Source organism: Nocardia sp. NPDC056564 (genome assembly GCF_042793755.1).
Lineage (GTDB): Bacteria > Actinomycetota > Actinomycetes > Mycobacteriales > Mycobacteriaceae > Nocardia.
The window spans coordinates 25,496-49,657 of record NZ_JBHTUR010000004.1 but is presented as its reverse complement, the minus strand read 5'-3'; the positions used below and the strand labels follow the sequence as shown (position 1 = coordinate 49,657).

19 protein-coding genes are annotated in these 24,162 nt (G+C 68.6%); 12 read left to right on the top strand and 7 right to left on the bottom strand.

Going from position 1 to position 24,162, the window contains the following annotated elements:
- Positions 1-67 precede the first annotated feature (67 nt).
- Positions 68-1,294, top strand: a complete 1,227-nt coding sequence (locus tag ACFQ9K_RS11575; RefSeq protein ID WP_378721845.1) for an FAD-dependent monooxygenase — start codon at positions 68-70, stop codon at positions 1,292-1,294.
- Here ACFQ9K_RS11575 and ACFQ9K_RS11570 read toward each other — a convergent pair.
- On the bottom strand, positions 1,267-2,451 hold the full coding sequence (locus tag ACFQ9K_RS11570) for a zinc-binding dehydrogenase (RefSeq protein ID WP_378721846.1): 1,185 nt from the start codon (positions 2,449-2,451) through the stop codon (positions 1,267-1,269). The genes ACFQ9K_RS11575 and ACFQ9K_RS11570 overlap by 28 nt on opposite strands.
- Before the next feature lie 53 nt (positions 2,452-2,504).
- Positions 2,505-2,954, bottom strand: a complete 450-nt coding sequence (locus ACFQ9K_RS11565; RefSeq protein ID WP_378721847.1) for a winged helix-turn-helix transcriptional regulator — start codon at positions 2,952-2,954, stop codon at positions 2,505-2,507.
- A gap of 87 nt (positions 2,955-3,041) precedes the next feature.
- Between ACFQ9K_RS11565 and ACFQ9K_RS11560 the strand changes: the two genes are divergently transcribed.
- Positions 3,042-4,478, top strand: coding sequence for an MFS transporter (locus ACFQ9K_RS11560; protein WP_378721849.1), 1,437 nt, complete (start codon positions 3,042-3,044; stop codon positions 4,476-4,478).
- Positions 4,479-4,682: 204 nt separating this feature from the next.
- On the opposite strand, the gene ACFQ9K_RS11555 is transcribed toward ACFQ9K_RS11560, so the two are convergent.
- Positions 4,683-6,395 carry an MFS transporter gene (locus ACFQ9K_RS11555; RefSeq protein WP_378721850.1) on the bottom strand — a complete coding sequence of 571 codons (1,713 nt, stop codon included), beginning with the start codon at positions 6,393-6,395 and terminating at the stop codon, positions 4,683-4,685.
- Between the two features lie 109 nt (positions 6,396-6,504).
- Here ACFQ9K_RS11555 and ACFQ9K_RS11550 point away from each other — a divergent pair, with 109 nt between their 5' ends.
- Positions 6,505-6,999 (top strand): MarR family winged helix-turn-helix transcriptional regulator, encoded by a 495-nt coding sequence (locus ACFQ9K_RS11550; RefSeq protein ID WP_378721852.1) that lies wholly within the window; start codon positions 6,505-6,507, stop codon positions 6,997-6,999.
- A gap of 6 nt (positions 7,000-7,005) precedes the next feature.
- Here ACFQ9K_RS11550 and ACFQ9K_RS11545 read toward each other — a convergent pair whose 3' ends face one another.
- A complete protein-coding gene (locus tag ACFQ9K_RS11545) occupies positions 7,006-8,610 on the bottom strand; it encodes an FAD-binding oxidoreductase (protein ID WP_378721854.1) in 1,605 nt (534 codons plus the stop codon).
- A gap of 355 nt (positions 8,611-8,965) precedes the next feature.
- Between ACFQ9K_RS11545 and dnaK the strand changes: the two genes are divergently transcribed.
- From dnaK to ACFQ9K_RS11520, 5 genes are all read left to right on the top strand, one after another.
- The gene (dnaK, locus tag ACFQ9K_RS11540) at positions 8,966-10,813 is read left to right on the top strand and encodes a molecular chaperone DnaK (protein ID WP_378721857.1); all 1,848 of its coding nucleotides are present in this window, start codon (positions 8,966-8,968) and stop codon (positions 10,811-10,813) included.
- Entirely contained in the window at positions 10,810-11,487 is a 678-nt protein-coding gene (gene grpE, locus ACFQ9K_RS11535; protein ID WP_378721858.1) for a nucleotide exchange factor GrpE, read from the top strand. The genes dnaK and grpE overlap by 4 nt, the downstream gene beginning before the upstream one ends.
- 131 nt (positions 11,488-11,618) lie before the next feature.
- Positions 11,619-12,776: a molecular chaperone DnaJ gene (gene dnaJ / locus ACFQ9K_RS11530; protein ID WP_378721859.1), complete on the top strand. Its 1,158-nt coding sequence runs from the start codon at positions 11,619-11,621 to the stop codon at positions 12,774-12,776.
- A complete protein-coding gene (locus ACFQ9K_RS11525; RefSeq protein ID WP_378721860.1) occupies positions 12,776-13,180 on the top strand; it encodes a heat shock protein transcriptional repressor HspR in 405 nt (134 codons plus the stop codon). The genes dnaJ and ACFQ9K_RS11525 overlap by 1 nt, the downstream gene beginning before the upstream one ends.
- 569 nt (positions 13,181-13,749) lie before the next feature.
- A complete protein-coding gene (locus tag ACFQ9K_RS11520) occupies positions 13,750-14,919 on the top strand; it encodes an FAD-binding oxidoreductase (RefSeq protein WP_378726332.1) in 1,170 nt (389 codons plus the stop codon).
- Positions 14,920-15,036: 117 nt separating this feature from the next.
- On the opposite strand, the gene ACFQ9K_RS11515 is transcribed toward ACFQ9K_RS11520, so the two are convergent.
- The 3 genes from ACFQ9K_RS11515 to ACFQ9K_RS11505 form a co-directional block, all read right to left on the bottom strand.
- The gene (locus ACFQ9K_RS11515) at positions 15,037-15,828 is read right to left on the bottom strand and encodes an FAD-binding oxidoreductase (RefSeq protein ID WP_378726334.1); all 792 of its coding nucleotides are present in this window, start codon (positions 15,826-15,828) and stop codon (positions 15,037-15,039) included.
- A 45-nt stretch (positions 15,829-15,873) separates the two neighbouring features.
- Positions 15,874-17,034: an FAD-binding oxidoreductase gene (locus tag ACFQ9K_RS11510; protein WP_378726336.1), complete on the bottom strand. Its 1,161-nt coding sequence runs from the start codon at positions 17,032-17,034 to the stop codon at positions 15,874-15,876.
- A gap of 270 nt (positions 17,035-17,304) precedes the next feature.
- Positions 17,305-18,240, bottom strand: coding sequence for an NADP-dependent oxidoreductase (locus ACFQ9K_RS11505; RefSeq protein ID WP_378726338.1), 936 nt, complete (start codon positions 18,238-18,240; stop codon positions 17,305-17,307).
- A gap of 369 nt (positions 18,241-18,609) precedes the next feature.
- Here ACFQ9K_RS11505 and clpB point away from each other — a divergent pair, with 369 nt between their 5' ends.
- The 4 genes from clpB (at position 18,610) to pyrE (ending at position 24,153) form a co-directional block, all read left to right on the top strand.
- Complete coding sequence (gene clpB, locus ACFQ9K_RS11500) at positions 18,610-21,165, top strand: ATP-dependent chaperone ClpB (protein ID WP_378726340.1); 2,556 nt, start codon at positions 18,610-18,612, stop codon at positions 21,163-21,165.
- A 71-nt stretch (positions 21,166-21,236) separates the two neighbouring features.
- Positions 21,237-22,022: a DUF5666 domain-containing protein gene (locus ACFQ9K_RS11495; RefSeq protein ID WP_378723934.1), complete on the top strand. Its 786-nt coding sequence runs from the start codon at positions 21,237-21,239 to the stop codon at positions 22,020-22,022.
- Positions 22,023-22,090: 68 nt separating this feature from the next.
- On the top strand, positions 22,091-23,227 hold the full coding sequence (locus tag ACFQ9K_RS11490; protein WP_378723937.1) for a hypothetical protein: 1,137 nt from the start codon (positions 22,091-22,093) through the stop codon (positions 23,225-23,227).
- 344 nt (positions 23,228-23,571) lie between these two features.
- The gene (pyrE, locus tag ACFQ9K_RS11485; protein WP_378723940.1) at positions 23,572-24,153 is read left to right on the top strand and encodes an orotate phosphoribosyltransferase; all 582 of its coding nucleotides are present in this window, start codon (positions 23,572-23,574) and stop codon (positions 24,151-24,153) included.
- Positions 24,154-24,162 lie beyond the last annotated feature (9 nt).

The window sequence follows — 24,162 nt, the reverse complement described above, 5'->3', positions numbered from 1 at the left end:
CATGGTAGCGCGATCGCCTCAGTCATTTGTCTTGCGCGCTCGCCTAAGACAAATGTACAGTTTCCGCATGAGCAACCGACCGATGACCGTCCTCATCTCCGGCGCCAGCATCGCCGGACCCACGCTGGCCTTCTGGCTGAACCGCTACGGCTTCGCGGTGACCATCGTCGAGCGCGCCCCCGCGCTGCGCGTCGGCGGTCAGGCGGTCGACGTGCTCGGCGCGGGGACCGAGGTGATTCGCAAGATGGGCCTGCTCGGTCAGGTGCACGAGTTCAGCACCGGCAAGCGCGGCACCTCCTACGTCGATGCCACCGGCAGGGCGCGGGCGAGCATGAGCAGCGAGGTGTTCAACGGCGTCGGCGCGGGCGGGGACTGCGAGATCCAGCGCGGCGACCTGGCCAGGGTGCTGTACGAGGCGACCCGCGACGATGGCGGATACCTCTTCGGCGACAGCATCACCGCCCTCACCGAGGACGAAAAGGGCGTGCACGTCACGTTTTCGCACGCCGAACCGCGCAGCTTCGACCTGGTCATCGGCGCCGACGGCGTGCACTCCCACACGCGCAGGCTGGTTTTCGGCCCGGAGAGCGACTTCCTCCGGCACATGGGCTACTACATCAGCATCTACACCACCCCCAACCTGCTCGCGCTGGATCACTGGGAGCAGGACTACAACGTCCCCGGCAAGATCGCGGGTAGCTACAGCGCCCGCGAGAACAACCGAGCCAAAGCCGTTTTCGCGTTCGAGTCGGAGCCGATCGACTACGACTACCGAAACATCGAGCAGCAGAAGCGAATCGTCGCCGACACCTTCGCCGACGCGGGCTGGCAGGTGCCGCGCCTGCTCGAACACCTCACCGCCGCCGACGATTTCTACTTCGACGCCATGGCGCAGATCCACATGGACGATTGGTCGAAGGGCCGCGTCGCGCTGGTCGGCGACGCGGGCTACTGCGCCGCCCCGCTATCCGGCCAGGGCACCAACCTCTCCCTGGTCGGCGCCTACGTCCTGGCCGGCGAACTGGCCGCCGCCCACGGCGACCACACCGTCGCCTTCCCCCGCTACCGCACAGAGCTGCTGCCCCTGGTCAAGGCCTGCCAGACCTTCGCCGAGGGCGTCGGCAAATGGTATGCGCCCCCTACCAAGTGGATGATCCGCCTGCGCAACCTCAACGTCCGCCTCCTGCCCTACCTCCCTTGGCGCGGCCTCATCGGCGGCGCCCCCCAAAAGGTCGCCCGCACAATCCGGATCAAGGACTACCGCCCCTACGAGACTTCTGCCCGCACGTCCTGAGGCGTCGTGGCGGAACTCGTCGGGTCGATGAGGATTTTGGCGTGGTGGTCGGGGTTGGCGAGGGTGGTGAAGGCGGAATCGATGCCGGCGAGGCCTACGGTGCCGGTGATCAACGGGGTGGGGTCTACTTTGCCTTCGGCGAGTAGGTGGAGGGTGTCGCGGAATTCGCCGGGGTCGTAGCCGAAGGCGAAGTGGAGTTCGAGTTCCTTGTTGATGGCCATGGCGGGTTGGATGCGGTCGGATTCCATGCAGACGCCGACGACGACCACGCGGGACAGCGGGGGCGCGGCGGCGATTATCTGGTCGAGAATGCCAGGGACGCCGACGCATTCGAAGATGACCGGGCCGGACGGGCCGGCGTTCAGGGTGTGCGCGAGGCGGAAGACATACCACCAGGGCAATTTCGGGACGCGGCGCAGGCGGTCCATGGTGTCGAAGCCGAGGCTGAGAATGTCGGTGACGCCGTTGATCCGGCCGCGCTTGGGAGCGGCCGTCCAGGGGGAGTCGGTGGCCGGGTCCACCACGATGTCGGCACCGCAGGCGGTCGCGAGTTCCCTACGGCGCGGGGAGAAGTCGCTGGCCACCACGGTGCGCACACCCGCGGCCTTCAGCATGCTGATCACCGCGAGGCCGATCGGGCCGCAACCGATCACGAAGGCGTTCTGCCCCTTGCCGACTCGCCCTTTGCGCACCGCGTGCCAGGCCACCGCCATCGGTTCGGTGAGTGCCGCGTGTTCGGCGGACAATCCGTTGGGCACCGGCATGGTCATCGATTCCTGGACCACCACCTGCTCGGCGTACGCGCCGGGCGCCTCGACCGACAGCCCGGTGAGCTGCGGCTTCGAGCCGTGCCGCACGATCGGCAGCGCCACCACCGGCGTGCCCGCCGCCCACCGCTTGCGACACCCCGGCCCGTAATCGACCACCGCGCCGCTGAATTCGTGGCCGAGCACCACCCGCTGGTCCGATCGCATGAACGCGTCGTAGCCGGTGGCCACGGCCAGATCCGCCATCTCGTCGGCGTGGCTGCGCGCATGCAGGTCGGAACCGCAGATGCCGCAGCGGATCACCTCGATCAGCAGTTGCCCGCGCCCGGGTACCGGGGTCGGCAGGTCGACGACCTCGAACTTCGAGTGGGTGACGACGGCGGCCCGCATAGTGAACTCCTCGAATCGGCAGTCCGTCCACGCTACTGCGTCCGGCCGCCCGGCTACGGCGATCCGGCGGTGACGAGTGCTTCCGCGGCGGTGCGGCGGTCGTAGTCGTCGCGGGCCGCGGCGATCTCGTTCTGGTGTCCTTCGGTCCAGGTGACGAGGGCTTTGATGGTGGTGTGCAGGCTCGCGCCGAGCGGGGTGAGCGCGTAGTCGACCCGCGGCGGAACGGTCGGGTAGACGGTGCGCGAGACCAGTCCGTCGCGTTCGAGCTGGCGCAGTGTGCGGGTGAGCATCCGCTGGCTCACGCCGTCGATCTTGCGCTTCAACTCGGTGAATCGCAGGCTCCGCTGATCGAGCAGCGCGATCGCCAGCAGCGACCATTTGTCCGCGACCCGGTCGAGAATCTGGCGTACCTCGCAGTCGACGCGGGTGTCCCACTGGAGAACGTCGTAGTCGGCGGCGGTATCCCCGCAGTGCCCCGGTGACCTTGATGTGCCGTCTTCCATGGTTGCCGATTCTGCCCGAGACTTTCCCTCGGTATCAAGAGGTAACCGACCCCACCGTCGGGAACCGAGTCTGTTTGGGGAGTCGTGATGGTGAAAGTCAGAGCGGTCGAGGTCTTCACGGAGATGTCCGGCCGCGCCTTGGGCGTGCTCGCGGTGCTGTGCGGCGCGATCTTCCTGGAGGGCATCGACGTCGCGATGCTCAATGTGGCGCTGCCCTCGATCCGGGCCGAGCTCGGCCTGTCCACCGGGATGCTCAGCGGCGTGGTGTCCGCGTATGTGCTCGGCTACGGCGGGTTCGTGCTGCTCGGCGGCCGGGCCGCCGACCTGCTCGGCCGCAGGCGGATGTTCCTGTGCTGGCTCACCGTTTTCCTGGTCTTCTCCGGCCTGGGCGGTTTCGCCACGACCGGCTGGATGCTGCTGACCGCGCGCTTCGTGACCGGGGTGGCCGCGGCGTTCCTCGCCCCGGCCGGGCTGTCGCTGATCACCACGAACTTCGCCGAGGGGCGGGTGCGCGACAAGGCGCTGCTGTTTTACGCGGGCGTCGCGGCGGGCGGGTTCTCGCTCGGCATGGTGGTCGGCGGGTTGCTGACCGCGTTCGGCTGGCGCTGGGTGTTCTTCGTGCCGGTGCTCGTCTCGGCCGGGCTGCTGCTGGCCGCGTTCGTGCTGGTCCGGGATTCCGGTGTGCCGGAACGGGTTCGGGGCGGCTTCGATCTGCTCGGCGCGCTGACCGTGACCGGTGCGATGCTGCTGCTCGTCTACGGCGTGGTCCGGCTGGAGCATCCGGGCGACGGACCGGCGCTGACCGTTGTGACCTTCGTCGCGGGGGCGGCACTGCTCGGGTTGTTCGTCGTGAACGAACGCCGCACCGCCACCCCGCTGGTCCGGCTCGGCATCCTGCGCTCGGCCCCGCTGGTCCGCACCAACCTGGTCGCGGTGTTGTTCATCGGCTCGTTCATGGGCTTCCAGTTCCTCGCGACGCTGTATTTCCAGGAGCTGCGTGGCTGGAGCACGGTGCAGACCGGCCTGGCGATGGCGGTGATGGGTCTGGATGCGCTGCTCGCGCCGCTGCTGACGCCGTGGCTGGTGCGTCGATTCGGCAATGTCCGGGTGGTTTTCGGTGGCGTGGTGCTCGCGGCGCTGGCCTACGCGCTGTTCCTGCCTGCCGATCTGGACCGGGCCTACCTCGCACTGCTGCCGACGATGGTGCTGCTCGCCGTCGCCTTCGCGCTCGTGTACGGACCGCTGACCATCGCGGGCACCGACGGCATCGCGGCCGAAGAGCACGGCCTGGCCGGCGGATTGCTCTACACCGGAATCCAATTCGGTGCGGCGCTGGGGATCTCGGTGGTCACCGCGGTGAACGTCGCGGCGGTCGACGCGGGCACGGGTGGGATGGACGGACTGCGGACCGCGCTGGTGGTTCCGGTGGTGGCCGCGGTGCTGGCGGGCGTGATCGCGGCGACCGGGTTGCGGCGGGGCGCGATCGCCGAGGCCGTCGAAGTGCCGGAGCCGGCGCGTGCCTGAACCTGGCCAGCGGGCCGGAGTGGTGAAACCACTCCGGCCCGTTCGGATCTCACCCGCCGGGCGCGCAGCGCGGGGAATACCTCCTGCTCGAGGTAGGTGTCGAGATCACGTCCCGTGCGCGGTGAACCCCTGCGCCTGGATCTGCGGAATCGCCGAGTCCACGACGTTCCGGCCGCGGCCGATGACCCAGGATGTCCATTGTCCTCATACTCCTACCGGTGTCGGATCCGCAGTGGCGCGGGTGCTTTCGGGTGGCTGCAGCCTGGCGTCTCGCGGCAGTGCGAGGAATCCGAGGCCCATCAGCACCAGCATGCCGATGCCGTACCAGAGCGTGTGGTCGAAGGTGGTGGCGAAGTTCACCGCGTTGGCGTCCGCACCGGCCGCGGTCAGTACCTCGCCGACCTCCGCGCCGCCGGTCGGCGCGGCACAACTGTCCGGCACCACGGTCGGGTCGATCTGCGCGGATCGATCCCGCACGCAGGCGCGGAAATTGGCGAGGATCTCGTCTTGGGCAGGCACCGGCAATCCGGCCTCGGCGAGTTCGGACCGGATCCGCGGGGTCATCGCATCCACCCCGCGGTCCGAATCATGGTCCAGCTGAGTGAAGAACACGACGCCGACCAGCGCCACCCCGAGCGCGGTGCCGAGTTGCTGCCCGGTATTGAGCAGTCCGGAGGCGGCGCCCGCCGCGCTCGCCGGCACCTGACCGAGCAGCAGGTCGATGGTCGGCGCGACCACCATGCCGAATCCGATGCCGGTGACCAGCAGCGGGAAAACCATTTGCCACGAGGTGATCTCGGCCCCGTAGTGCGCGGCGAGCCAACCGTAGGAACCGAACCCGAGCGCGTTCACGACCCCGCCGGCGATCAGCACCCGCCTGCCGAACCGCGCGGCCAGCACCCCGACCGAAATGCCCGCCCCCACCCCGGCTCCCACGGCGAAGAACACCGCCGTGAGCCCGGCCCGCATCGGCGACCAGCCGAGCCCCGACTGCATGAACAGCGTCCACACCAGGAAGAACCCGCCGAGCCCGATCCAGAACAACAGCCAGCTGCCGAGCCCGATCGCGAACGGCCGGGAGCGGAACAGGCCGAGGTCGATCAGCGGCGAGCCGACGGTGCGCATCCGCCGCCGTTCGTAGCCGACGAACGCGCCGAAGGTCAGCAAGGCGGCGACGATCGACCCGAAAGTCCAAGCGGGCCAGCCCAGTCGACGCCCCTCGGTGATCGGATAGACGAGCAGCAGCACCGCGCCGACGGCCAGCAGCATGCCGGTCACATCCAGCCGCGGCGGCGCCGGCGAGCGCGAATCCCGCATCACGACCGCCGCGGCGAACAGCGCGGCGATGCCCACCGGGAGGTTGACCAGGAAGATCGGCCGCCAGGCGAGGCCGAACAGATCCCACTGCACGAGCAGCCCGCCGAGCGAGAGCCCGACCGCGGACGCGGATCCGCCGACGCCGCTGTAGAGCGCGATCGCCTTGGCCCGTTCGTGTTCCGGGAAGGTGACCCGGATGATGGCCAGAATCTGCGGCACCATCAGGCCCGCCATCGCGCCCTGCGCGAAGCGCGACGCGATGAGCATCGCCGGGTCCGTGCTGAGCCCGCAGGCGGCGGACGCGAGGGTGAATCCGGCCATGCCGACGAGGAATACGCGTTTGCGCCCGTAGAGGTCGCCCAGCCGGCCGCCGGTGATCAGCACCGCGGCGAACGCCAGCACGTAGGCCGCGACGATCCATTCGATCTGGGCGTACTGGGCTTTGAGGTCGGACTGGATGCTCGGGACGGCGACATTGACGATCGTGACGTCGAGCAGGTCCATGAAGCCCGCGGCGAGCACGACCGCGAAGGCGATCCAGCGGCGCGGGTCGAGATTCGGTGGGGGTGTGGTGTCGGTGGGGTGGGGGTCGTGGTCCACGGCGGCTCTCTTCGACTCGATGGGCGTGGCGACCCTCAAACTATGCACCTGAAGTGATGATCACACAATATGGCAATCATTTCATGTGCGTTAACGATATGCTGGGCGGGTGACCGAAGCTGATTCGACGTTCGTGCCACTCGCCGACCAGCCGGCCTTCCTGCTCGGTCAGCTGGGGGCCTACACCGGTGGCCGATTCGGCGACCTGCTCGCTCCGCTCGGCATCGGTCCCCGGCATTTCGGCATGCTGCGGGTGCTGCGGGAGCACGACGGGCAAACGCAGCAGCAGTTGTGCGAGACGCTCGGCATCCATCGCAATGTGATGGTCGGGCTCGTCGACGAATTGTCGAAGCGAGAGCTCGTCGAACGGCGCAGGCATCCGACGGACCGGCGGGCCCACGCCGTGTATCTGCTGCCTGCCGCCGACGACGTACTGCGTCGTGCGCAGTCGGCGGTGACCGCCCTCGACGGCGAGCTGTTCGCCGGGCTCGACCCCGAGGAACGGGCGACACTGCTGCGGTTGTTGCAGCGCACGGCCGCGAGCAACGGGTTACGGCCGGGGATCCATCCCGGACTCACGCATGAGCGAACGCGCCCCTGCTGACGTAATTCACAGGAGCACACCGGGATTCAGGATGCCCGCCGGATCCAGGGCGGACTTGGCCGCGCGCAACGCGAGCGCGAACGGTTCCGGGCGTTGCCGGTCGTACCAGGGCCGGTGGTCCCGGCCGACCGCGTGGTGATGGGTGATCGTGCCGCCCGCGGCCGAGAGCGCCTCGGAGACAGCGGCTTTGATCTCGTCCCACTGCGCGACCGTGCTGCCCCAGCGACCCGCGGCGTAGACGCCGAAGTACGGTGCGGGCCCGTCCGGATAGACGTGGGTGAATCGGCAGGTGAGCACGCCGGTCGCGCCCACCGCCCGGATCGCGTCGTTGGCCGCGGTGGTCACGGCGGCCCGCAACGCGTCGAATCTGTCCCAGGTGCAGGCGGTTTCGAAGGTCTCGGTGATCATCGACTGGGCCGCGAGCGCGTCGCGCTGATAGGGCATGCGCAGAAACGACGAGCGCCAGGTATCGGCGGCGCCGCCGTGGGTGGCCGTGTCCGAGTCCGAGTCCGAGTAGCGCACCGGTTCGGGCAGCGTGCCGCCGTGGTCCCTGGCGAGCTCGACGGCGCGTTCCAGCCACGGCCCGGTCGGGTGGTCCGCGGATTCGAAGCCGAGCACCAGCACCCCGCCCGCGGTCGCCGCACCGGCATTGAGGAAGGCCTCGGCGGGATCGAGCAGCCGGCAGTTGGTCGGGTACAGGCCGGACTGGGCGATGGCGCGGGTGGCGGCGACCGCCCGGCCGTAGTCCTCGAAGTGCACGGAAGCCGTTGCCCGCCACCGCGGCCGGTCCTGTAGCCGCATCCAGGCCTCGGTGATCACGCCGAGCGCGCCCTCGGAGCCGAGGAACATCCGATCGGGCGCGGGCCCCGCGCCGGAACCGGGCAGCCTGCGGGATTCGCTGACGCCCGCGGGCGTCACCACCCGCATCGACTCCACCAGGTCATCGATGTGGGTGTACAGCGTCGCGAAATGCCCGCCCGCCCGGGTGGCCAGCCACCCGCCGAGCGTGGAGAACTCGAACGACTGCGGGAAATGCCGCAGGGTGAGATTCGCTTCGCGCAGTTGGTCTTCCAGCGCGGGCCCGAACACGCCGGCCTGAATCCGCGCGGCCCGGCTGGTGGGATCGAGCTCGAGCACCCGGTCGAGCGCCCCGAGGTCCAGGCTCACCGCACCGGCGAAGTCTCCGTCCAGCCGCGGCTCCACGCCGCCGACCACGGAAGTGCCGCCGCCGAACGGGATTACGGCGATATTCGCCCGGCTCGCCCAGTCCAGCACGTCGACGATGTCCGCCTCGGTGCGCGGGCGGATCACCAGGTCGGGCGGAGTTCCCAGCTCGCCGAGCAGATTTCGCACCACGTCGCGGAACGCCTGCCCGTGCGCGTGCGCCGCGCGATCGGCGGGATCGACGGAAACCAGCTCGGCGAGCGCGTCCGGCGCGGCGATCCGCGGCTCGGGCAGGGCGAGTGACTCGATGGCGGGCGGCTCGTGCACGGTCAGGTCGGCGCCCGGCAGGATGGCCGCGACCCGCTCGGTCAGCGCCGCCCGCTCCGTGCCGCCGACCGCGTCCTCGACGTTGCCCCAACCCCACCATGACCGCGTCTTCGCCGGCACCGTGACTCCTTTCCGCCGGGCTCGCGCCCGCCGCGCAGGCTATTGCACCACGGGTAGCCACGCCGGGTTCGCGGGACGAGAATCGCGAACGGCCGAAATCGATGCCGGGGTTCGGGAATGATCCTCGGCGGTCGTCCGTTGAGCTATTCGACAACGTTGAGTGTGTCGGGCTCAAGTTTGAGTTGACTCCCGATGATAATTGGGTGCAGGATTGAGCCGACCACGCTCAGCGTTGCTGGGACCGTGCTCCGCCAGGTGTTTGGGGCGAGGTCTCGCGGCACAGGGTGACCTGGCCGCAGGGCGACATCCGCCCAGCACCCGACACCAGTAAGTACGTCAAATAGGAGGAACAACAATGGCTCGTGCGGTCGGAATCGACCTCGGGACCACGAACTCGGTCGTCGCCGTACTCGAAGGCGGAGAACCGGTCGTCGTGGCCAACTCGGAAGGATCGCGTACCACCCCGTCGATCGTCGCCTTCGCGAAGAACGGCGAGGTGCTGGTCGGCCAGCCGGCCAAGAACCAGGCCGTCACCAACGTCGACCGCACCATTCGCTCGGTCAAGCGCCACATCGGCACCGACTGGACCGTCGAGATCGATGGCAAGAAGTACACCCCGCAGGAAATCAGCGCGCGCACGCTCATGAAGCTGAAGCGCGACGCGGAGGCCTACCTCGGTGAGGAGATCACCGACGCGGTCATCACCGTGCCCGCGTACTTCGAGGACGCTCAGCGCCAGGCCACGAAGGAAGCCGGCCAGATCGCCGGCCTGAACGTGCTGCGCATCGTCAACGAGCCCACCGCGGCCGCGCTGGCGTACGGCCTGGACAAGGGCGACAAGGAACAGACCATCCTGGTCTTCGACCTCGGTGGCGGCACCTTCGACGTCTCGCTGCTGGAAATCGGCGAGGGCGTCGTCGAGGTCCGCGCCACCTCCGGCGACAACCACCTCGGTGGTGACGACTGGGACGAGCGCGTGGTCACCTGGCTGGTGGACAAGTTCAAGGCCAGCGCGGGCATCGACCTGACCAAGGACAAGATGGCGCTGCAGCGGCTGCGTGAGGCGGCCGAGAAGGCGAAGATCGAGCTCAGCTCCTCGCAGAGCACCTCGATCAACCTGCCGTACATCACGGTCGACGCGGACAAGAACCCGCTGTTCCTCGACGAGCAGCTGACCCGCGCCGAGTTCCAGAAGATCACCTCGGACCTGCTCGACCGCACCCGCGCGCCGTTCCAGTCCGTGATCAAGGACGCGGGCATCAACGTCGCCGACATCGACCACGTCGTGCTCGTCGGTGGCTCCACGCGCATGCCCGCCGTCTCCGAGCTGGTCAAGGAACTGACCGGCGGCCGTGAGCCGAACAAGGGCGTGAACCCGGACGAGGTCGTCGCCGTCGGCGCCGCGCTGCAGGCCGGTGTGCTCAAGGGCGAGGTCAAGGACGTCCTGCTGCTCGATGTGACCCCGCTGTCGCTGGGCATCGAGACCAAGGGCGGCGTGATGACCAAGCTCATCGAGCGCAACACCACCATTCCGACCAAGCGCTCGGAGACCTTCACCACGGCCGACGACAACCAGCCCTCGGTGCAGATCCAGGTGTTCCAGGGTGAGCGCGAGATCGCCTCGCACAACAAGCTGCTCGGCTCGTTCGAGCTGACCGGCATCCCGCCGGCCCCGCGCGGCGTGCCGCAGATCGAGGTCACCTTCGACATCGACGCCAACGGCATCGTGCACGTGACCGCGAAGGACAAGGGCACCGGCAAGGAGAACACGATCAAGATCCAGGACGGCTCCGGCCTGTCCAAGGAGGAGATCGACCGGATGGTGAAGGACGCCGAGCAGCACGCGTCCGAGGACAAGGCCCGCCGCGAGGAGGCCGAGACCCGCAACCAGGCCGAGTCCCTGGTGCACCAGACCGAGAAGTTCATCAAGGAGAACGAGGAGAAGGTCCCCGCGGACATCAAGTCCAAGGTGGAGGCGGCCATCGCCGAGGCGAACGAGGCGCTCAAGGGCACCGACATCGCCGCGGTCAAGGCGGCCGTGGAGAAGCTGGCGACCGAGTCGCAGGCGCTCGGCCAGGCGATCTACGAGTCCTCGGCCAACGAGTCGGCCGCGTCCAGCAACGGATCCTCGGCCACCGACGCCGATAACGAGGTCGTCGACGCCGAGGTCGTGGACGAGCCGGTGGACACGGAGAAGAAGTGACCAACGGCAACGATTCGGAGCAGCGCAACTCCGAGCAAGAGCCGGTCACCTTCGTCGACAACCGCAAGATCGACCCGGAGACCGGTGACGTACGGGAGCCGGCGGCGGAATCCGCCGCCGGGCCCGGCCCGGACGCCGGGAACGGCACCGAGTCGATCATCGGCACCGCGCAGGGCGCCGAGCTGCTGGCCGACGCCATCAGCAAGGAGCTCGCCGAGCGCACCGCCGACCTGCAGCGGCTGACCGCGGAGTACGCCAACTACCGGCGCCGCGTCGAACGCGATCGCAAGACCGCGATCGACACCGCCAAGGCCGCCGTGGTCACCGAATTGCTCGGCGTGCTCGACGATCTCGATCGGGCACGGGCGCACGGCGACCTGGACAACGGACCGCTCAAGTCGGTGGCGGACAAGCTGTCCACCGCGCTGCACAAGCAGGGCCTGGAGGAATTCGGTTCGGAGGGCGAGCCTTTCGACCCGACCCTGCACGAGGCCGTGCAGCACGAGGGTTCCGGGCACGACCCGGTGATCGGGCTGGTCATGCGCAAGGGCTATCGGTTCGGCGAACGAGTGCTTCGGCACGCGCTGGTCGGGGTAACCGATGGGGTGGCCGGTGCGGCCACGGCAGAGTCGACCGAGGCATCGGACGCTGATGCCGGCGCGAACAAACAGTAATTCCGCGGCGCGCGCGTCGGGCCCGGAGGCACCTGAGGAGGGCCGCGAGTGTATTCCTCGCATAGTAGGGGCGCACACGCAGGGCCCCGCGAGTGCCGCCCAACGAATACTGCGAGAGGAGGAGATATCCGGTGAGTCAACGGGAGTGGATCGAAAAGGACTTCTATAAGGAACTGGGTGTCTCCTCCGGCGCCACGCAGGACGAGATCAAGAAGGCGTACCGCAAGCTCGCGCGGGACCTGCATCCGGACGCCAATCCCGGTGACACCAAGGCCGAGGAGCGGTTCAAGACCGTCAGCGAAGCGCACGCGGTGCTGTCGGATCCGGCCAAGCGCAAGGAGTACGACGAGACCCGCAAGTTGTTCGCGGGCGGCGGTTATCCACGCGGCGGGTTCACTCCCGGTGCGGGCGGCGGCTTTTCGCAGGACTTCAACATCGGCGACATCTTCGGCACCGCGAACGCGGGCGACGGTGGCCTCGGTGACCTGCTTGGCGGCCTGTTCAACCGGGGCGGCACCCGCACCACGAGCCGGCCGCGCCGCGGCGCGGACGTGGAGACCGAGACCACCCTCGGGTTCCGCGAGGCCGCCCAGGGCGTCACGGTTCCGCTGCGGATGACCAGTCCGTCGCCGTGTACCACCTGTCACGGCAGCGGCGCCAAGCCGGGCACCAGCCCGCGAGTCTGCCCGCACTGCAACGGGACCGGCGTCATCAGCCGCAACCAGGGCGCGTTCGGCTTCAGCGAGCCGTGCGACGACTGCCGGGGCACCGGCTCGATCATCGACGACCCGTGCGTCGACTGCCACGGCAGCGGCATTCAGAACCGCACGCGCACCATCACGGTGCGGATTCCCCCGGGAGTCAGTGACGGACAACGGATTCGGCTGGCCGGACAGGGCGAGGCGGGCCTGCGCGGCGCGCCGTCGGGCGATCTGTTCGTCAGCGTGCACGTCAGCCAGGACAAGGTCTTCGGCCGCAACGGCGACGATCTGACCCTGGTGTTGCCGGTCAGCTACAGCGAATTGGTGCTCGGGACCACGGTTTCGGTGCCGACGCTGGAAGGGCGCGTGGGCGTCAAGGTGCCGCCCGGCACCGCGGACGGCCGCATCCTGCGGGTGCGCGGCCGCGGCGTGCCCAAGCGCGGCGGCGGCGCTGGTGACCTGCTGGTCACCGTCAAGGTCGCGGTGCCACAGAAGTTGGACGACAACGCCGCCGAAGCGCTCCGGCGCTATGCGGAGGCGGAGAAGGCAAGCGGATTCGATCCACGGGCTGGATGGGCAGGTGCTTGATGTCCCATGATCCGAAGCAGGCGTCCGGCGGGTCGCGAGCCGAGTTCTTCATGATCTCGGTGGCGGCCCAGCTGGCGGGCATGCACGCGCAGACCCTGCGCACCTATGACCGTCTGGGACTGGTTACGCCACAACGCACTTCGGGCGGCGGGCGACGCTACTCGGCCAGGGACGTCGAGCTGTTGCGCGAGGTGCAGCGGCTGTCCCAGGACGAGGGCGTCAACCTGGCGGGCATCAAACGCATCATCGAACTGACCAACCAGGTGGAGGAGTTGCAGCAGCGGGTCGCCGAACTGGCGGCCGAGCTGGATCGGCTGCGGTCCGGCTATCGGCCGGATCTTTCGCCGCCGCAACGCAGTACCGCGCTCGTGGTCTGGCAACCGCGAAATCGCCGTGGTATTTGAGCGAATAGCAGTCCCGCAACAATACTGAATACGGCTGGCTAACTATCGGGCCGCCGGCCTCGGAGAATTGATCGTGCTCCGAGGCCGGCGGCCCGAAGTCTGGTTCAACTGGGGATTTCGCAGGATAGCCAACCGTAAGCCGAGACGCGGTGCGGGACTGGGCATCGAGGCTGCCGCTTTCGGTCTATAGCCGACTGGTCAGTTTCATCGCAGGCCCCGGTGGCGTGGCGTGCGGCGTGGACCGACTCAGTCGGTCGATCGCCCAGTGATGTTGCCGCGCGGTCGCTCTGAGATCACTGTCGGTACGAGGATTGCAGAACGAGTCATGCAAATTCAGTGTATCCGTGACTGATTTCCCTCGGTTTTTACGGTCTGCCAGTCGGTTTCGCGAGTGTTTTGCGCTGTGCCTCCTCGTTTCCGAGGAATTACATGCTTGTTGTTTAAACGGAGGATTCCGCTGCTGGCAAACCTCGCCTACACTCCTTGGCAACGGCTGCTGACGAGTGTCCCGCAGCACCTCACTCGCCGGCACAGTTTGTGTTCGAGTGCGAAATGGGGTTGTGACACAAATGGATTCGCGGACTGTCGCTTTGATCAGAACGACGTTCAAGGCGGTTGCTGCGGAGGAAGGGGGGCCGGAGAAATTAGCGAGATCGTTCTACGCGATCCTATTCACCGACTACCCCCAAGTCCGCGATTTCTTTCCAGCAGCCATGGACGTACAGCGTGATCGCCTCGTCAAGGCCATCGCCTATGTCCTGGACCGGTTGGAGGAGCCGAACAAGCTCCTGCCGTTCCTCGCTCAGCTCGGGCGCGATCATCGCAAATACGGTGCGCAGCCGGCGCATTACACCGCGGTCGCTGTCTCGCTGAAGACCGCGATGCGGGTGTACGCGGGCACCGAGATGTGGACCGACGAGGTCGACCAGGCCTGGGACGAAGGCCTGAAGATCATCGGCGACACCATGATCGGTGCCGCGGAGAAGGAAACCACGCCGCCGGTCTGGACCGGCACCGTGGTCGAACGCCGCAACGTGCTGCGCAACCTGACCGTGCTGCGGTTGCAGCTGGACCAGCCGATGCAATACGCCGCGGGCCAATACCTCAGCGTGCAGGTGCCGTCCCGGCCCCGGATGTGGCGCTACATGTCGCCCGCCGTGCCCGCGAATGCCAACGGGGAGATCGAGTTCCACGTCCGCGGCGTGCTCGGCGGCTGGGTCAGCTCGTCCATCGTCGGGCAGACCGCGATCGGTGACCAATGGCTGCTCGGCTCACCGCTCGGTGGCCTCGGCATCCCGCGCAACACCAAGCGCAAGATGCTGATGGTCGGCTGCGGCACCGGCATCGCGCCGCTGCGCGCCCAGCTGATGGCGATGGCGCAGCGACGGACCAACCCGAAGGTGCATCTGTTCGTCGGCGGGCACCACCCGTGTGACCTCTACGACCTGGACACGCTGAACAGCCTGGCCGTGGCCAACCGCTGGCTGACCGTCACCCCGGTCACCGAACACGTCGAAAACCCTTGGTGGTACACCGATCCCGGCGAGCTCAGGCCCGCGTACGCGGGCCTGGAGCCGCGGCTGACCGGCCAGATCGGCAAGGTGGTCGCCAGCTTCGGCGCCTGGGCCGACCGGGACGTGCAGATCGTCGGCTCGCCATCGATGGTGCAGACCACCAAGTTCCGCATGATGGCCGCGGGGACGCTCGCCAAGAACATCCGCCACGACCCCCTGTTCTGACCGGCCGTCCGGGATTTCGACCCCTCCCGTAATCCCGGGCTCAGTCGGAATCCGGTCGCGCCCAGTACCGCGGCCGGATTCCGGCGAGGTGCCTATGGCTCGCTCGCCGCGCTCCGCTCACAGACCTTCGAACTGGATGCTCTCCGGTGGAGTCCCGGTGGCGAGCAACCGATCCACGGTCGCATTGACCATGGCGGGGGAGCCGCACACCAGCACCTGATGGTGGTCGAACGCGCCGTGCGAACCGACCACCTCGGCGAGCGTGCCGAACAGCATCTCGTCCGGCGGGAAGCCGATGTTCACCCGGCTGCGCTCGTACCACTCGTCGACCCAGCTGGGATCGTCCGGGCTTTCGACCACGGGAATCACGGTGAGCCAAGGCAATTCACCGGCCAGCAGGAACAGCATGTCCGAGGCGTACAGGTCGCGCGGGGTGTGGCCGCCGAAGAAGAGATAGGTGGGCGGCGGTTCCGGCTCGCGGGCCAGGTCCAGGATCTGCGCGCGCAGCGGGGCCAGGCCGGTGCCGCCCGCGATCATCACGATCTCCGCACCCGCGGGGTCGACCGCGAAACTGCCGAACGGGGCCCGGATCTGCCATTCGTCGCCGGGCCTGGTGTCGGCCACGATGGAGCCGCTGCACCAGCCGCCGGGCACCGTGCGCACGTGGAACTCGAGCTTGCCGTCCAGCGACGGCGGCAGCGCCGGGGAGAGCCTGCGTCGCATGCTCGGCTGCTGCGGCACGGTGACCTCGACGGACTGCCCCGCGAGGAACGGGACGAACTCGCCGATCAGCCGAATCACCGCCAGATCGTGGCGGATTCGATGGTGCCCGACCACGGTGGATGTCCACTCGGTCGGAAATTGTGCGCCATTCCCCAGCGCACCGGAGTCTTCCGGCGTTCTACCCACCCCGCGGACTCCGTCCGCTGCCATCCCCCATGGGGCCCTCCTTCGTCAAACCGGATCGGAGCTGATGATGTGCTCCGGAGTGCCGACCGCGATCAACGCGCGCCGGGTATCCGCGATCATCTTCGCCGACCCGGCGATCTGGATCTGCCGGTCCGCCCACGCGCCGAAGCTCGCGACCACCGCGCCCAGATTACCGATCAGCCGCCGGTGCATGCCGTATGGCTCTTCCTGCGGTGGATGCGGGTACCACCACGGATTGGTCTTCTGTTCGCAGACCGGGACGATGGTGAGCCACGGGTTGCTCTGCGAGAGCTGCCACATGTTCTCCACGTCGTAGAGATCGCAGGGGTAGCGGCCGCCGATGAAGAAGTGCACCCGCGGGTTGATGCCGCGCTGGCCCATCTCGATCAACTGCGCGCGCAGCGGCGCGATCCCGGTGCCCGCGCCGATCAGCAGCACGTCGCGGCCGCTGTCCCGGTCGACGTGCAGGCCGCCGAGCGGTCCGGCGATCTGCCAGCGGTCGCCGACCCTGGTCTCGTTCACGATGGCCGGGCTGACCCAGCCGCCGCGGATCTTGCGGATGTGGAATTCGATCTCGCCGTACGGGTTCGCCGGGATGGCGGGGGAGAAGTAGCGCCACATCTTCGGCCGCTGCGGCACGGTGAGCGGCACGTACTGCCCGGCCTGATAGGGAATCGGGCTCTCCGATTGCAGCCGCACGATGGCCAGGTCCTCGAGCACCCGGCGGTGGCCGACCACGGTCGCCTCCCAGTACGGCTGGGATTTGTCCGAGTTCGCGCCGATGGCCATGGACGCGGAGATCAGGATGGTGATGTCGCGCCAGCCCTCCTCCAGCCCGCGATGCCAGGTGCCGATGCCGTTGTACGCGCGGAACGCCGAGAGCAGGGCCCGTCCCGCGGCGTCGTAGTGCGCCGCGTCGACTCCGTATTTGCGATGATCGCGGGCCAATTGCTCCAGGAACTTCTGCGCCCGGCCCCAGTCCTCCAGGTGATCGAGCACGTACTGGATGGCGGTGACGATCCGCTTGGCCTGCATCTCCATCGCAGGCGGGAAGAGGTCACGCAGTTGCGGGTTCTCGGCGAACAAGTGACCGTAGAACGCACTGACCAACCGCTCGGGGCCGTGCGGGGACTCGATCACCGCACGGAAGTTGGCGCGGACCAGCGCAGCCGAACGCGCATCCACGACGCGAAGCTTCCTTTCCCTCAGTTCTGCCCGGGGACATATCCGTAACCGGCGGTCCTCCGCTGATAAGTATCCCCGAAACTCAGCTCGCCCGGGTCGACGCCGAGCTTGCGCTCGGCTGGAACCCGAGCGCCCGGTGTCCGTGGGGCATACTCGCCGGCGCTCGCGCGGGAGGTCGGATCATCCCGGACAGGTTGCCTGGCCAGATGGTAGCTCGTGGCTTGGGCAAATGTTTGCTGAAGGCGTTTTATGCACGACGCGGGAGGTTGCTCAGATGGTGAGCACCGTTTTGCCGCGGGCGCCGGTGGCGCCGAGGGCGGTGACGCCGTCGGCCAGCGGCAGGGTGGCGTCGATCGGGACGACCACGTCGCCCTCCGCTACCCGGTCCAGTAGTCGGGCCAATTCCGGTGCGCGGCCGCTGGATTCGAGGTTGCCGCCGCGGATGCCGCGGGCGCGCAGGGCGTCCTCGTCGGCGGCGAAGACGGTGGAGTAGACGGTGCCGCCGTCGCGCACCAGGGTGGTCAGTTCGGCGACCGCCGCGGGCGGGCCGACCAGGTCGTAGAGGATGTCGATGCCGTCGGGGTGGGCGGCGCCGACCTGGTCGCGGATCGAGCCCGCGGTGTAGTCGACGGTCTCGGCCGCGCCGAGCCTGGTCATCTGGTCGGCGACCGCCGCGCGGGCGGTGGCGATGACGTTCGCGCCGGCCATATTGGCCAGTTGCACGAGGAACGAGCCGACGCCGCCGGTGGCGCCGACGATCAGCACGGTCTGGCCGGGCTCGATCTTGGTGGCGTCCACCATGTCCTGCGCGGTGACGCCCGCGGTGGGCAGGGCCGCGGCGGCCGCGGTCGGCACGCCCTCGGGGATCCGCACCAGGGTGGCCGCCTCCGGGAGGACCGCGTATTCGGCGAAGCTGCCGTGGCCGGCCGGTGGGGTGAGGAACTTGCCGACCACTCGGTCGCCGACGGCGAACCGGGTGACGCCGGGCCCGACCGAGGCGATCACGCCCGCGCCGTCCACCCCGAGGATCATCGGAAAGTCGTGTGGCAGTTTGCCGTCCAGGAATCCGTCGGCCATCTTCGCGTCGAACGGGTTGACGCCTGCGGCCTCCAGCTGCACCCGCACCGCCCCCGGCCCGGGTTCGGGGACCGGCATGTCGGTCAACTCCGGCGGGGCTCCGAACTTCCGTACGACAATCGCGCGCATCCATTCGCTCCTTGAATCGGGCTGAAGAGTGCGGCCTCGCACCTGCGTGCCGGCAAGCGCTCTTTGATGCATCAACTAACGGCAAACGTCATCGTATGCATCCATACCCCATCGACGCTGTGATTCATCGCATTGGCGCGGTGTCGGGCGTAGCGTTCTACCTGCGCACGCGCCGCGCGGGAGCGGGCGGTTCGGGATCGGCGAGAAAACCAAACTTGAGCGGAACAGACTCAACCTTTCGTGCGTTGGACGGTACAGAACGGCAACGAGGCGCGTGCGAACGCGTCGGGCGGACGAGTCGACCAAGGTCGTCACTGCACTGACCGAATGCTCTCGATGCCGCGGGAATCGACTAGTAGGAAGGTAACTGTGGACTCGTTCAATCCCACCACCAAGACTCAGGCGGCCTTGACCGCCGCACTGCAGGCGGCCTCAGCTGCGGGCAACCCGGAGATTCGTCCGGCCCACTTGCTGGTGGCGTTGCTGGATCAAACCGACGGCATCGCCGCCCCGCTGCTCAAGGCGGTCGGCGTCGATCCGGCGACGGTCCGGCGCGAGGCCCAGGACATCGTGGACCGGCTGCCCAGCGCGACCGGCGCCACCACCACCCCGCAACTCGGCCGCGAGGCGCTGGCCGCGATCACCGCGGCCCAGCGCCTGGCCACCGAACTGGGCGACGAGTATGTCTCCACCGAGCACGTCATGGTCGGCCTGGCCGCCGGCGACTCGGATGTGACCATGCTGCTGAAGAAGTACGGCGCGAGCGCCGACGCGCTGCGCGAGGCGTTCACCGCCGTGCGCGGCAGCGCCAGGGTGACCAGCCCCGACCCCGAGGGCAGCTACCAGGCGCTGGAGAAGTACTCCACCAACCTCACCGAGGCCGCCCGCGCGGGCAAGCTCGATCCGGTGATCGGGCGCGACACCGAGATCCGGCGCGTGGTCCAGGTGCTGAGCCGGCGCACCAAGAACAACCCGGTGCTGATCGGCGAGCCCGGCGTCGGCAAGACCGCCATCGTCGAGGGCCTGGCCCAGCGCATCGTGGCCGGTGACGTGCCGGAGTCGTTGCGCGGCAAGTCCGTGGTCTCGCTCGACCTCGGCGCGATGGTCGCGGGCGCGAAGTACCGCGGCGAGTTCGAGGAACGGCTCAAGGCCGTGCTGGAAGACATCAAAAACAGTGCGGGACAGATCATCACGTTCATCGATGAGCTGCACACCATCGTCGGCGCCGGCGCGACCGGCGAGTCCGCGATGGACGCGGGCAACATGATCAAGCCCATGCTGGCCCGCGGTGAGCTGCGCCTGGTCGGCGCGACCACGCTGGAGGAGTACCGCAAGCACATCGAGAAGGACGCCGCCCTGGAGCGCCGGTTCCAGCAGGTGCTGGTCGGCGAGCCGTCGGTGGAGGACACCGTCGGCATCCTGCGCGGCATCAAGGAGCGCTACGAGGTGCACCACGGCGTGCGCATCACCGACTCCGCGCTGGTCGCCGCCGCCACGCTCAGCGACCGCTACATCACCTCCCGGTTCCTGCCGGACAAGGCGATCGACCTGGTCGACGAGTCGGCCTCGCGGCTGCGGATGGAAATCGACTCGCGCCCGGTGGAAATCGACGAGGTCGAGCGCGCGGTGCGGCGCCTGGAGATCGAAGAGGTCGCGCTGAGCAAGGAGACCGACGAGGCCTCCAAGCAGCGGCTGGAGAAGTTGCGTTCGGAACTCGCGGACGACCGGGAGAAGCTGAACCAGCTGATGACCCGCTGGCAGAACGAGAAGAGCGCCATCGATCAGGTCCGCGTGCTCAAGGAGGAGCTGGAGTCGCTGCGCGGGGAGTCCGAACGGGCCGAGCGCGACGGCGATCTGGGCAAGGCCGCCGAGCTGCGCTACGGCAAGATCCCGGCGCTGGAGAAGCAACTCGTCGAGGCCGAAAAGGCCTCCGGCACCGCCGCCGACGGCGAGGTCATGCTCAAGGAGGAGGTCGGGCCCGACGACATCGCCGAGGTGGTCTCGGCGTGGACCGGCATCCAGGTGGGCAGGCTGCTCGAGGGCGAAAGCCAGAAGCTGCTGCGGATGGAGCAGGAGCTGGGCCGCCGCGTGGTCGGCCAGACCGAGGCGGTACAGGCGGTGTCGGACGCGGTGCGCCGGGCGCGCGCCGGGGTCGCCGACCCGAACCGGCCGACCGGCTCGTTCATGTTCGTCGGCCCGACCGGCGTCGGTAAGACGGAGCTGGCGAAGGCGTTGGCGGACTTCCTGTTCGACGACGAACGCGCCATGGTCCGGATCGACATGAGCGAGTACAGCGAGAAGCACTCGGTGGCCCGCCTGGTCGGCGCCCCGCCCGGATACGTCGGTTACGACCAGGGCGGTCAGCTCACCGAGGCGGTGCGGCGCAGGCCGTACACGGTGGTGCTGTTCGACGAGATCGAGAAGGCGCACCCGGATGTGTTCGACATCCTGCTCGCCGTGCTCGACGAGGGACGGCTCACCGACGGCCAGGGTCGCACGGTGGACTTCCGCAACACCATCCTCATCCTGACCTCCAATCTCGGTGCGGGTGGCGATCGCGAGTTCGTGATGAACGCGGTGCGTTCGGCGTTCAAGCCGGAGTTCCTGAACCGCCTCGACGACGTGGTGATGTTCCACGCGTTGAACGAGGAGCAGCTCGAGCACATCGTGGACATCCAGCTCGACCAGCTGCAGAAGCGGCTGGCCCAGCGCAGGCTGAAGCTGGACGTGAGCGACTCGGCCCGGTTCTGGCTGGCGGTGCGCGGTTACGACCCGGTCTACGGTGCGCGACCGCTGCGCAGGCTGGTCCAGCAGTCGATCGGGGACACCCTCGCCAAAGAGCTACTGGGCGGCGAGATTACCGACGGCGACACGGTGAAGGTGACGGTCTCGCCGGACGGTGACGGGCTGATCGTCGGCAGTTAGGTACTGGCGAGTCGGCGGTCGATGCCTCGGGTATCGACCGCCGACTCCCCGGAACGCTTAACCTGGAAGCCATGACCAACCCGAACGATCCGTGGGGGCAGCGGCCGGAGGATGCTCCGACCGAGCACCTGGCGGGCAAGTCCGGGTTCGAGCAGCCGCTGCACACCACGGAGTACTCCGAGGCGTACGGGTCCGGCGCGCCCTCGGCGTATCCGGCGACCGAGCAGTTCGAGCCGTGGTCAGCGCCCCCGCCGAACGCCACCCGTGAGTTCCCGCCGCACGACAACCAGTGGGGTGCGTACGAAAGCGCCTACGGCAATCAGTGGCAGGGCGCGCCGCCGGTCGACGGCGTCCCGCCCGGGCCGGGCATGCCGCCGCCGGAACCCCCGCGGCGGCGCAACACGGGTCTGTGGATCGCGCTGGGCCTCGGCGGCGTCGCGCTGATCGCCGTCGTCGGCGTCATCGGGGGAGTGCTGCTGGCCAACAACGATTCGTCGTCCACCAGTGCCGCGAGCACCTCGGCGGTTCCGACCGCGCGGCCGCTGCCCGGTTCACCGCGGCCCACGCCGAGCGGGATTCCGAGCGTGCCCGGTCTCGGCGGTGGCATCGAGAACCTCGGTGCGACCATGGGCACCATCAACACCAACGACGGCGGCACGCTCACCATCAGCACCCTGCTCGGCGCCACGGTCACCGTGCGCACCGACGCGAACACCCAGGTGATCTCGATGTCCGGCACCAAGGTGTCCGATCTGCCCGCGGGCGACATCGTGTTGATCCAGGGTGACAAGGGTGCGGACGGATCGATTCAGGCCAAGGTGATCATCAGTACCGCACTGCCCGGCGGCGGACGATGAACGACCCGCAGCACCGACGCCGGGTGGCGACGGGCATTCGCCCCCCGAGCTGGATAGGCTAGACACCGATGACGGCAATGTGGTTCGGCTTGGCGGCGATCGCACTCGTGGGTGCGATCGTATTGCTGTATTTCGATCGGATCCAGCGACAGCGGACCGGTCACGCGCGGCAGGTCTGGGCGAAATCCCAGGGCTACACGTATGTGTCGGTGGAGCCCGCGCTGCCATCGACCTGGCGTCGCGGTGCGCTGGCCAAGCTCGGCTACCTCTCCGCGGTCGATGTGGTGTCCGGTATCCGCAAGGGCGAGAAGTTCGTGCTCTTCGATCTGGAGGACTCCGCGACGCTGATCGCGGTGCGCAGGCAGATCGGCTCGGACATCGATGTCGACATGCGGCTCAAGACCGCGTCGCCGCCGAAGGATGCCGACCTGGAACTGCTCGGCGCGATCGGCGACCGGGTGGTCTTCGCGACCAATCCGGAAATCGCCAGGCACGCCGTCGATCAGCGGATGGTGGCGTTCATCGAGACGCTGCCCGACACCGTGCAGATGCTCTGGAGCGAGGGCAACTGGACGCTGGGCATGCTGTCGGTCGGCACCTCCTCGCGCGAGTGGGAGACCTCGATCGACGCGGTGCTGCGCCTGTCCGGCCTGCTGCACGTGCTGCCCCCGGTGAGTGAGCCGCGCTTCGACAACGGCGGGCACGACCCCGGCCGCCCGCGGCCGCGCGGCAGGCAGCGCCCGGACGAGTCCGAGGGCGACGAGCTGGACGAACCGCTCGGCGGCGGCAGGGTGCAGCCGCCGCGGCTGCGCAAGGACGAGGACTTCGACGAACCCCCGTTCGCCGAGCAGGACTACGGCGCGGACCGCGCCCCGCTGTCCGCGCCGGACGAACCGGAACCGCCGCGCCGCCCGTCGCTGGCCGTGGTGCCGGACGCACGGGCCCGGGTCCGCGAGGAGCGCAAGACCGACGACGAGTGGACGCCGGAACGACGCGAGGAATGGTCGCCGGAACCACGCGAACAGGCTCCGGAACCGCGCGACAAGTGGATGCCCGCGCAGCGCGACGAGCGCCCCGCCGACGACGACTGGGCCGAGGAGCCCGACCGTCGCCCGGCCGCCCGCGCGGACGACGCGGCGGCCCAACCGCCCGGCGGCCCGTTCCATCCCGGCTTCCGTCCGTACCAGGGACCTGTGCCGCAGTAACCGGCGTCCCCCGCGTCCGTCTATGATCGCCGCGGCCGACGGATCGGTCGGTCAACCCCCGACAGCGTGGCCGGGGTGCGTTCCGGGCGCGGTTCGACGGGTCCGGCGGCCGCGACCCAGGTCGTATCCTTCACGGAAGGGTTGGCAGGTGGACTGGCCGAACAGGTCCAGGCCCGGTGCCCGGGATTCGCGCACCGAATCCCAATGAGCGAGCCGGTATCGACACGTCGTCGCTGCCGAAGCCTGCAGTACGCAACGCTGAGAACCGTCGCCGGGATGATCCCGCGAACCCTGGCGGCCCGACTGAATCGCGGCTTGTTCGACACACGCGGAAGGACTTAGGAATGATCGACGAGGCAACCACCAAGGAGTCGGCGCTGGGTACCGCGGCCGGTTCGGACCGAGACAGATTGGCGGCGCTCGTGCGCGAGCTGGCCGTCGTGCACGGCAGGGTCACCCTGTCCTCGGGCAAAGAGGCCGACTACTACGTCGACCTGCGGCGCGCGACGCTGCACCACGGCGCGGGACCGCTGATCGGCAAGCTGCTGCGCGAGCTGGTCGCGGACTGGGACTTCGACGCGGTCGGCGGGCTCACCATGGGCGCCGACCCGGTCGCGTTCGCGGTCATGCACGCGGCGGGCAGGCCGATCGACGCCTTCGTGGTGCGCAAGGCGGCGAAGGCGCACGGCATGCAGCGCCAGATCGAGGGGCCGGACATCGTCGGCAAGCGGGTGCTGGTCGTCGAGGACACCACGACCACCGGAAACTCCCCGCTCACGGCCGTGCGCGCGCTGCGCGACGCGGGCGCGACCGTGGTCGGCGTGGCCACCGTGGTAGACCGGGAAACCGGGGCCGATCAGGTGATCGCGGCCGAGGGCCTGGAGTATCGATCCATCCTCGGGCTGAAGGATTTGGCCCTCAGCTAGCCTGGACAG

What these genes read in the sequence shown, in the direction of transcription:
- ACFQ9K_RS11565 (WP_378721847.1), bottom strand. Translation starts at nt 2,954, where the DNA reads ATGGAAGACGGCACATCAAGGTCACCGGGGCACTGCGGGGATACCGCC.
- ACFQ9K_RS11520 (WP_378726332.1), top strand. Translation starts at nt 13,750, where the DNA reads ATGGATTCGCGGACTGTCGCTTTGATCAGAACGACGTTCAAGGCGGTT.
- ACFQ9K_RS11570 (WP_378721846.1), bottom strand. Translation starts at nt 2,451, where the DNA reads ATGCGGGCCGCCGTCGTCACCCACTCGAAGTTCGAGGTCGTCGACCTG.
- ACFQ9K_RS11575 (WP_378721845.1), top strand. Translation starts at nt 68, where the DNA reads ATGAGCAACCGACCGATGACCGTCCTCATCTCCGGCGCCAGCATCGCC.
- dnaK (WP_378721857.1), top strand. Translation starts at nt 8,966, where the DNA reads ATGGCTCGTGCGGTCGGAATCGACCTCGGGACCACGAACTCGGTCGTC.
- ACFQ9K_RS11490 (WP_378723937.1), top strand. Translation starts at nt 22,091, where the DNA reads ATGACGGCAATGTGGTTCGGCTTGGCGGCGATCGCACTCGTGGGTGCG.
- ACFQ9K_RS11505 (WP_378726338.1), bottom strand. Translation starts at nt 18,240, where the DNA reads ATGCGCGCGATTGTCGTACGGAAGTTCGGAGCCCCGCCGGAGTTGACC.
- ACFQ9K_RS11525 (WP_378721860.1), top strand. Translation starts at nt 12,776, where the DNA reads ATGTCCCATGATCCGAAGCAGGCGTCCGGCGGGTCGCGAGCCGAGTTC.
- pyrE (WP_378723940.1), top strand. Translation starts at nt 23,572, where the DNA reads ATGATCGACGAGGCAACCACCAAGGAGTCGGCGCTGGGTACCGCGGCC.
- ACFQ9K_RS11560 (WP_378721849.1), top strand. Translation starts at nt 3,042, where the DNA reads ATGGTGAAAGTCAGAGCGGTCGAGGTCTTCACGGAGATGTCCGGCCGC.
- ACFQ9K_RS11495 (WP_378723934.1), top strand. Translation starts at nt 21,237, where the DNA reads ATGACCAACCCGAACGATCCGTGGGGGCAGCGGCCGGAGGATGCTCCG.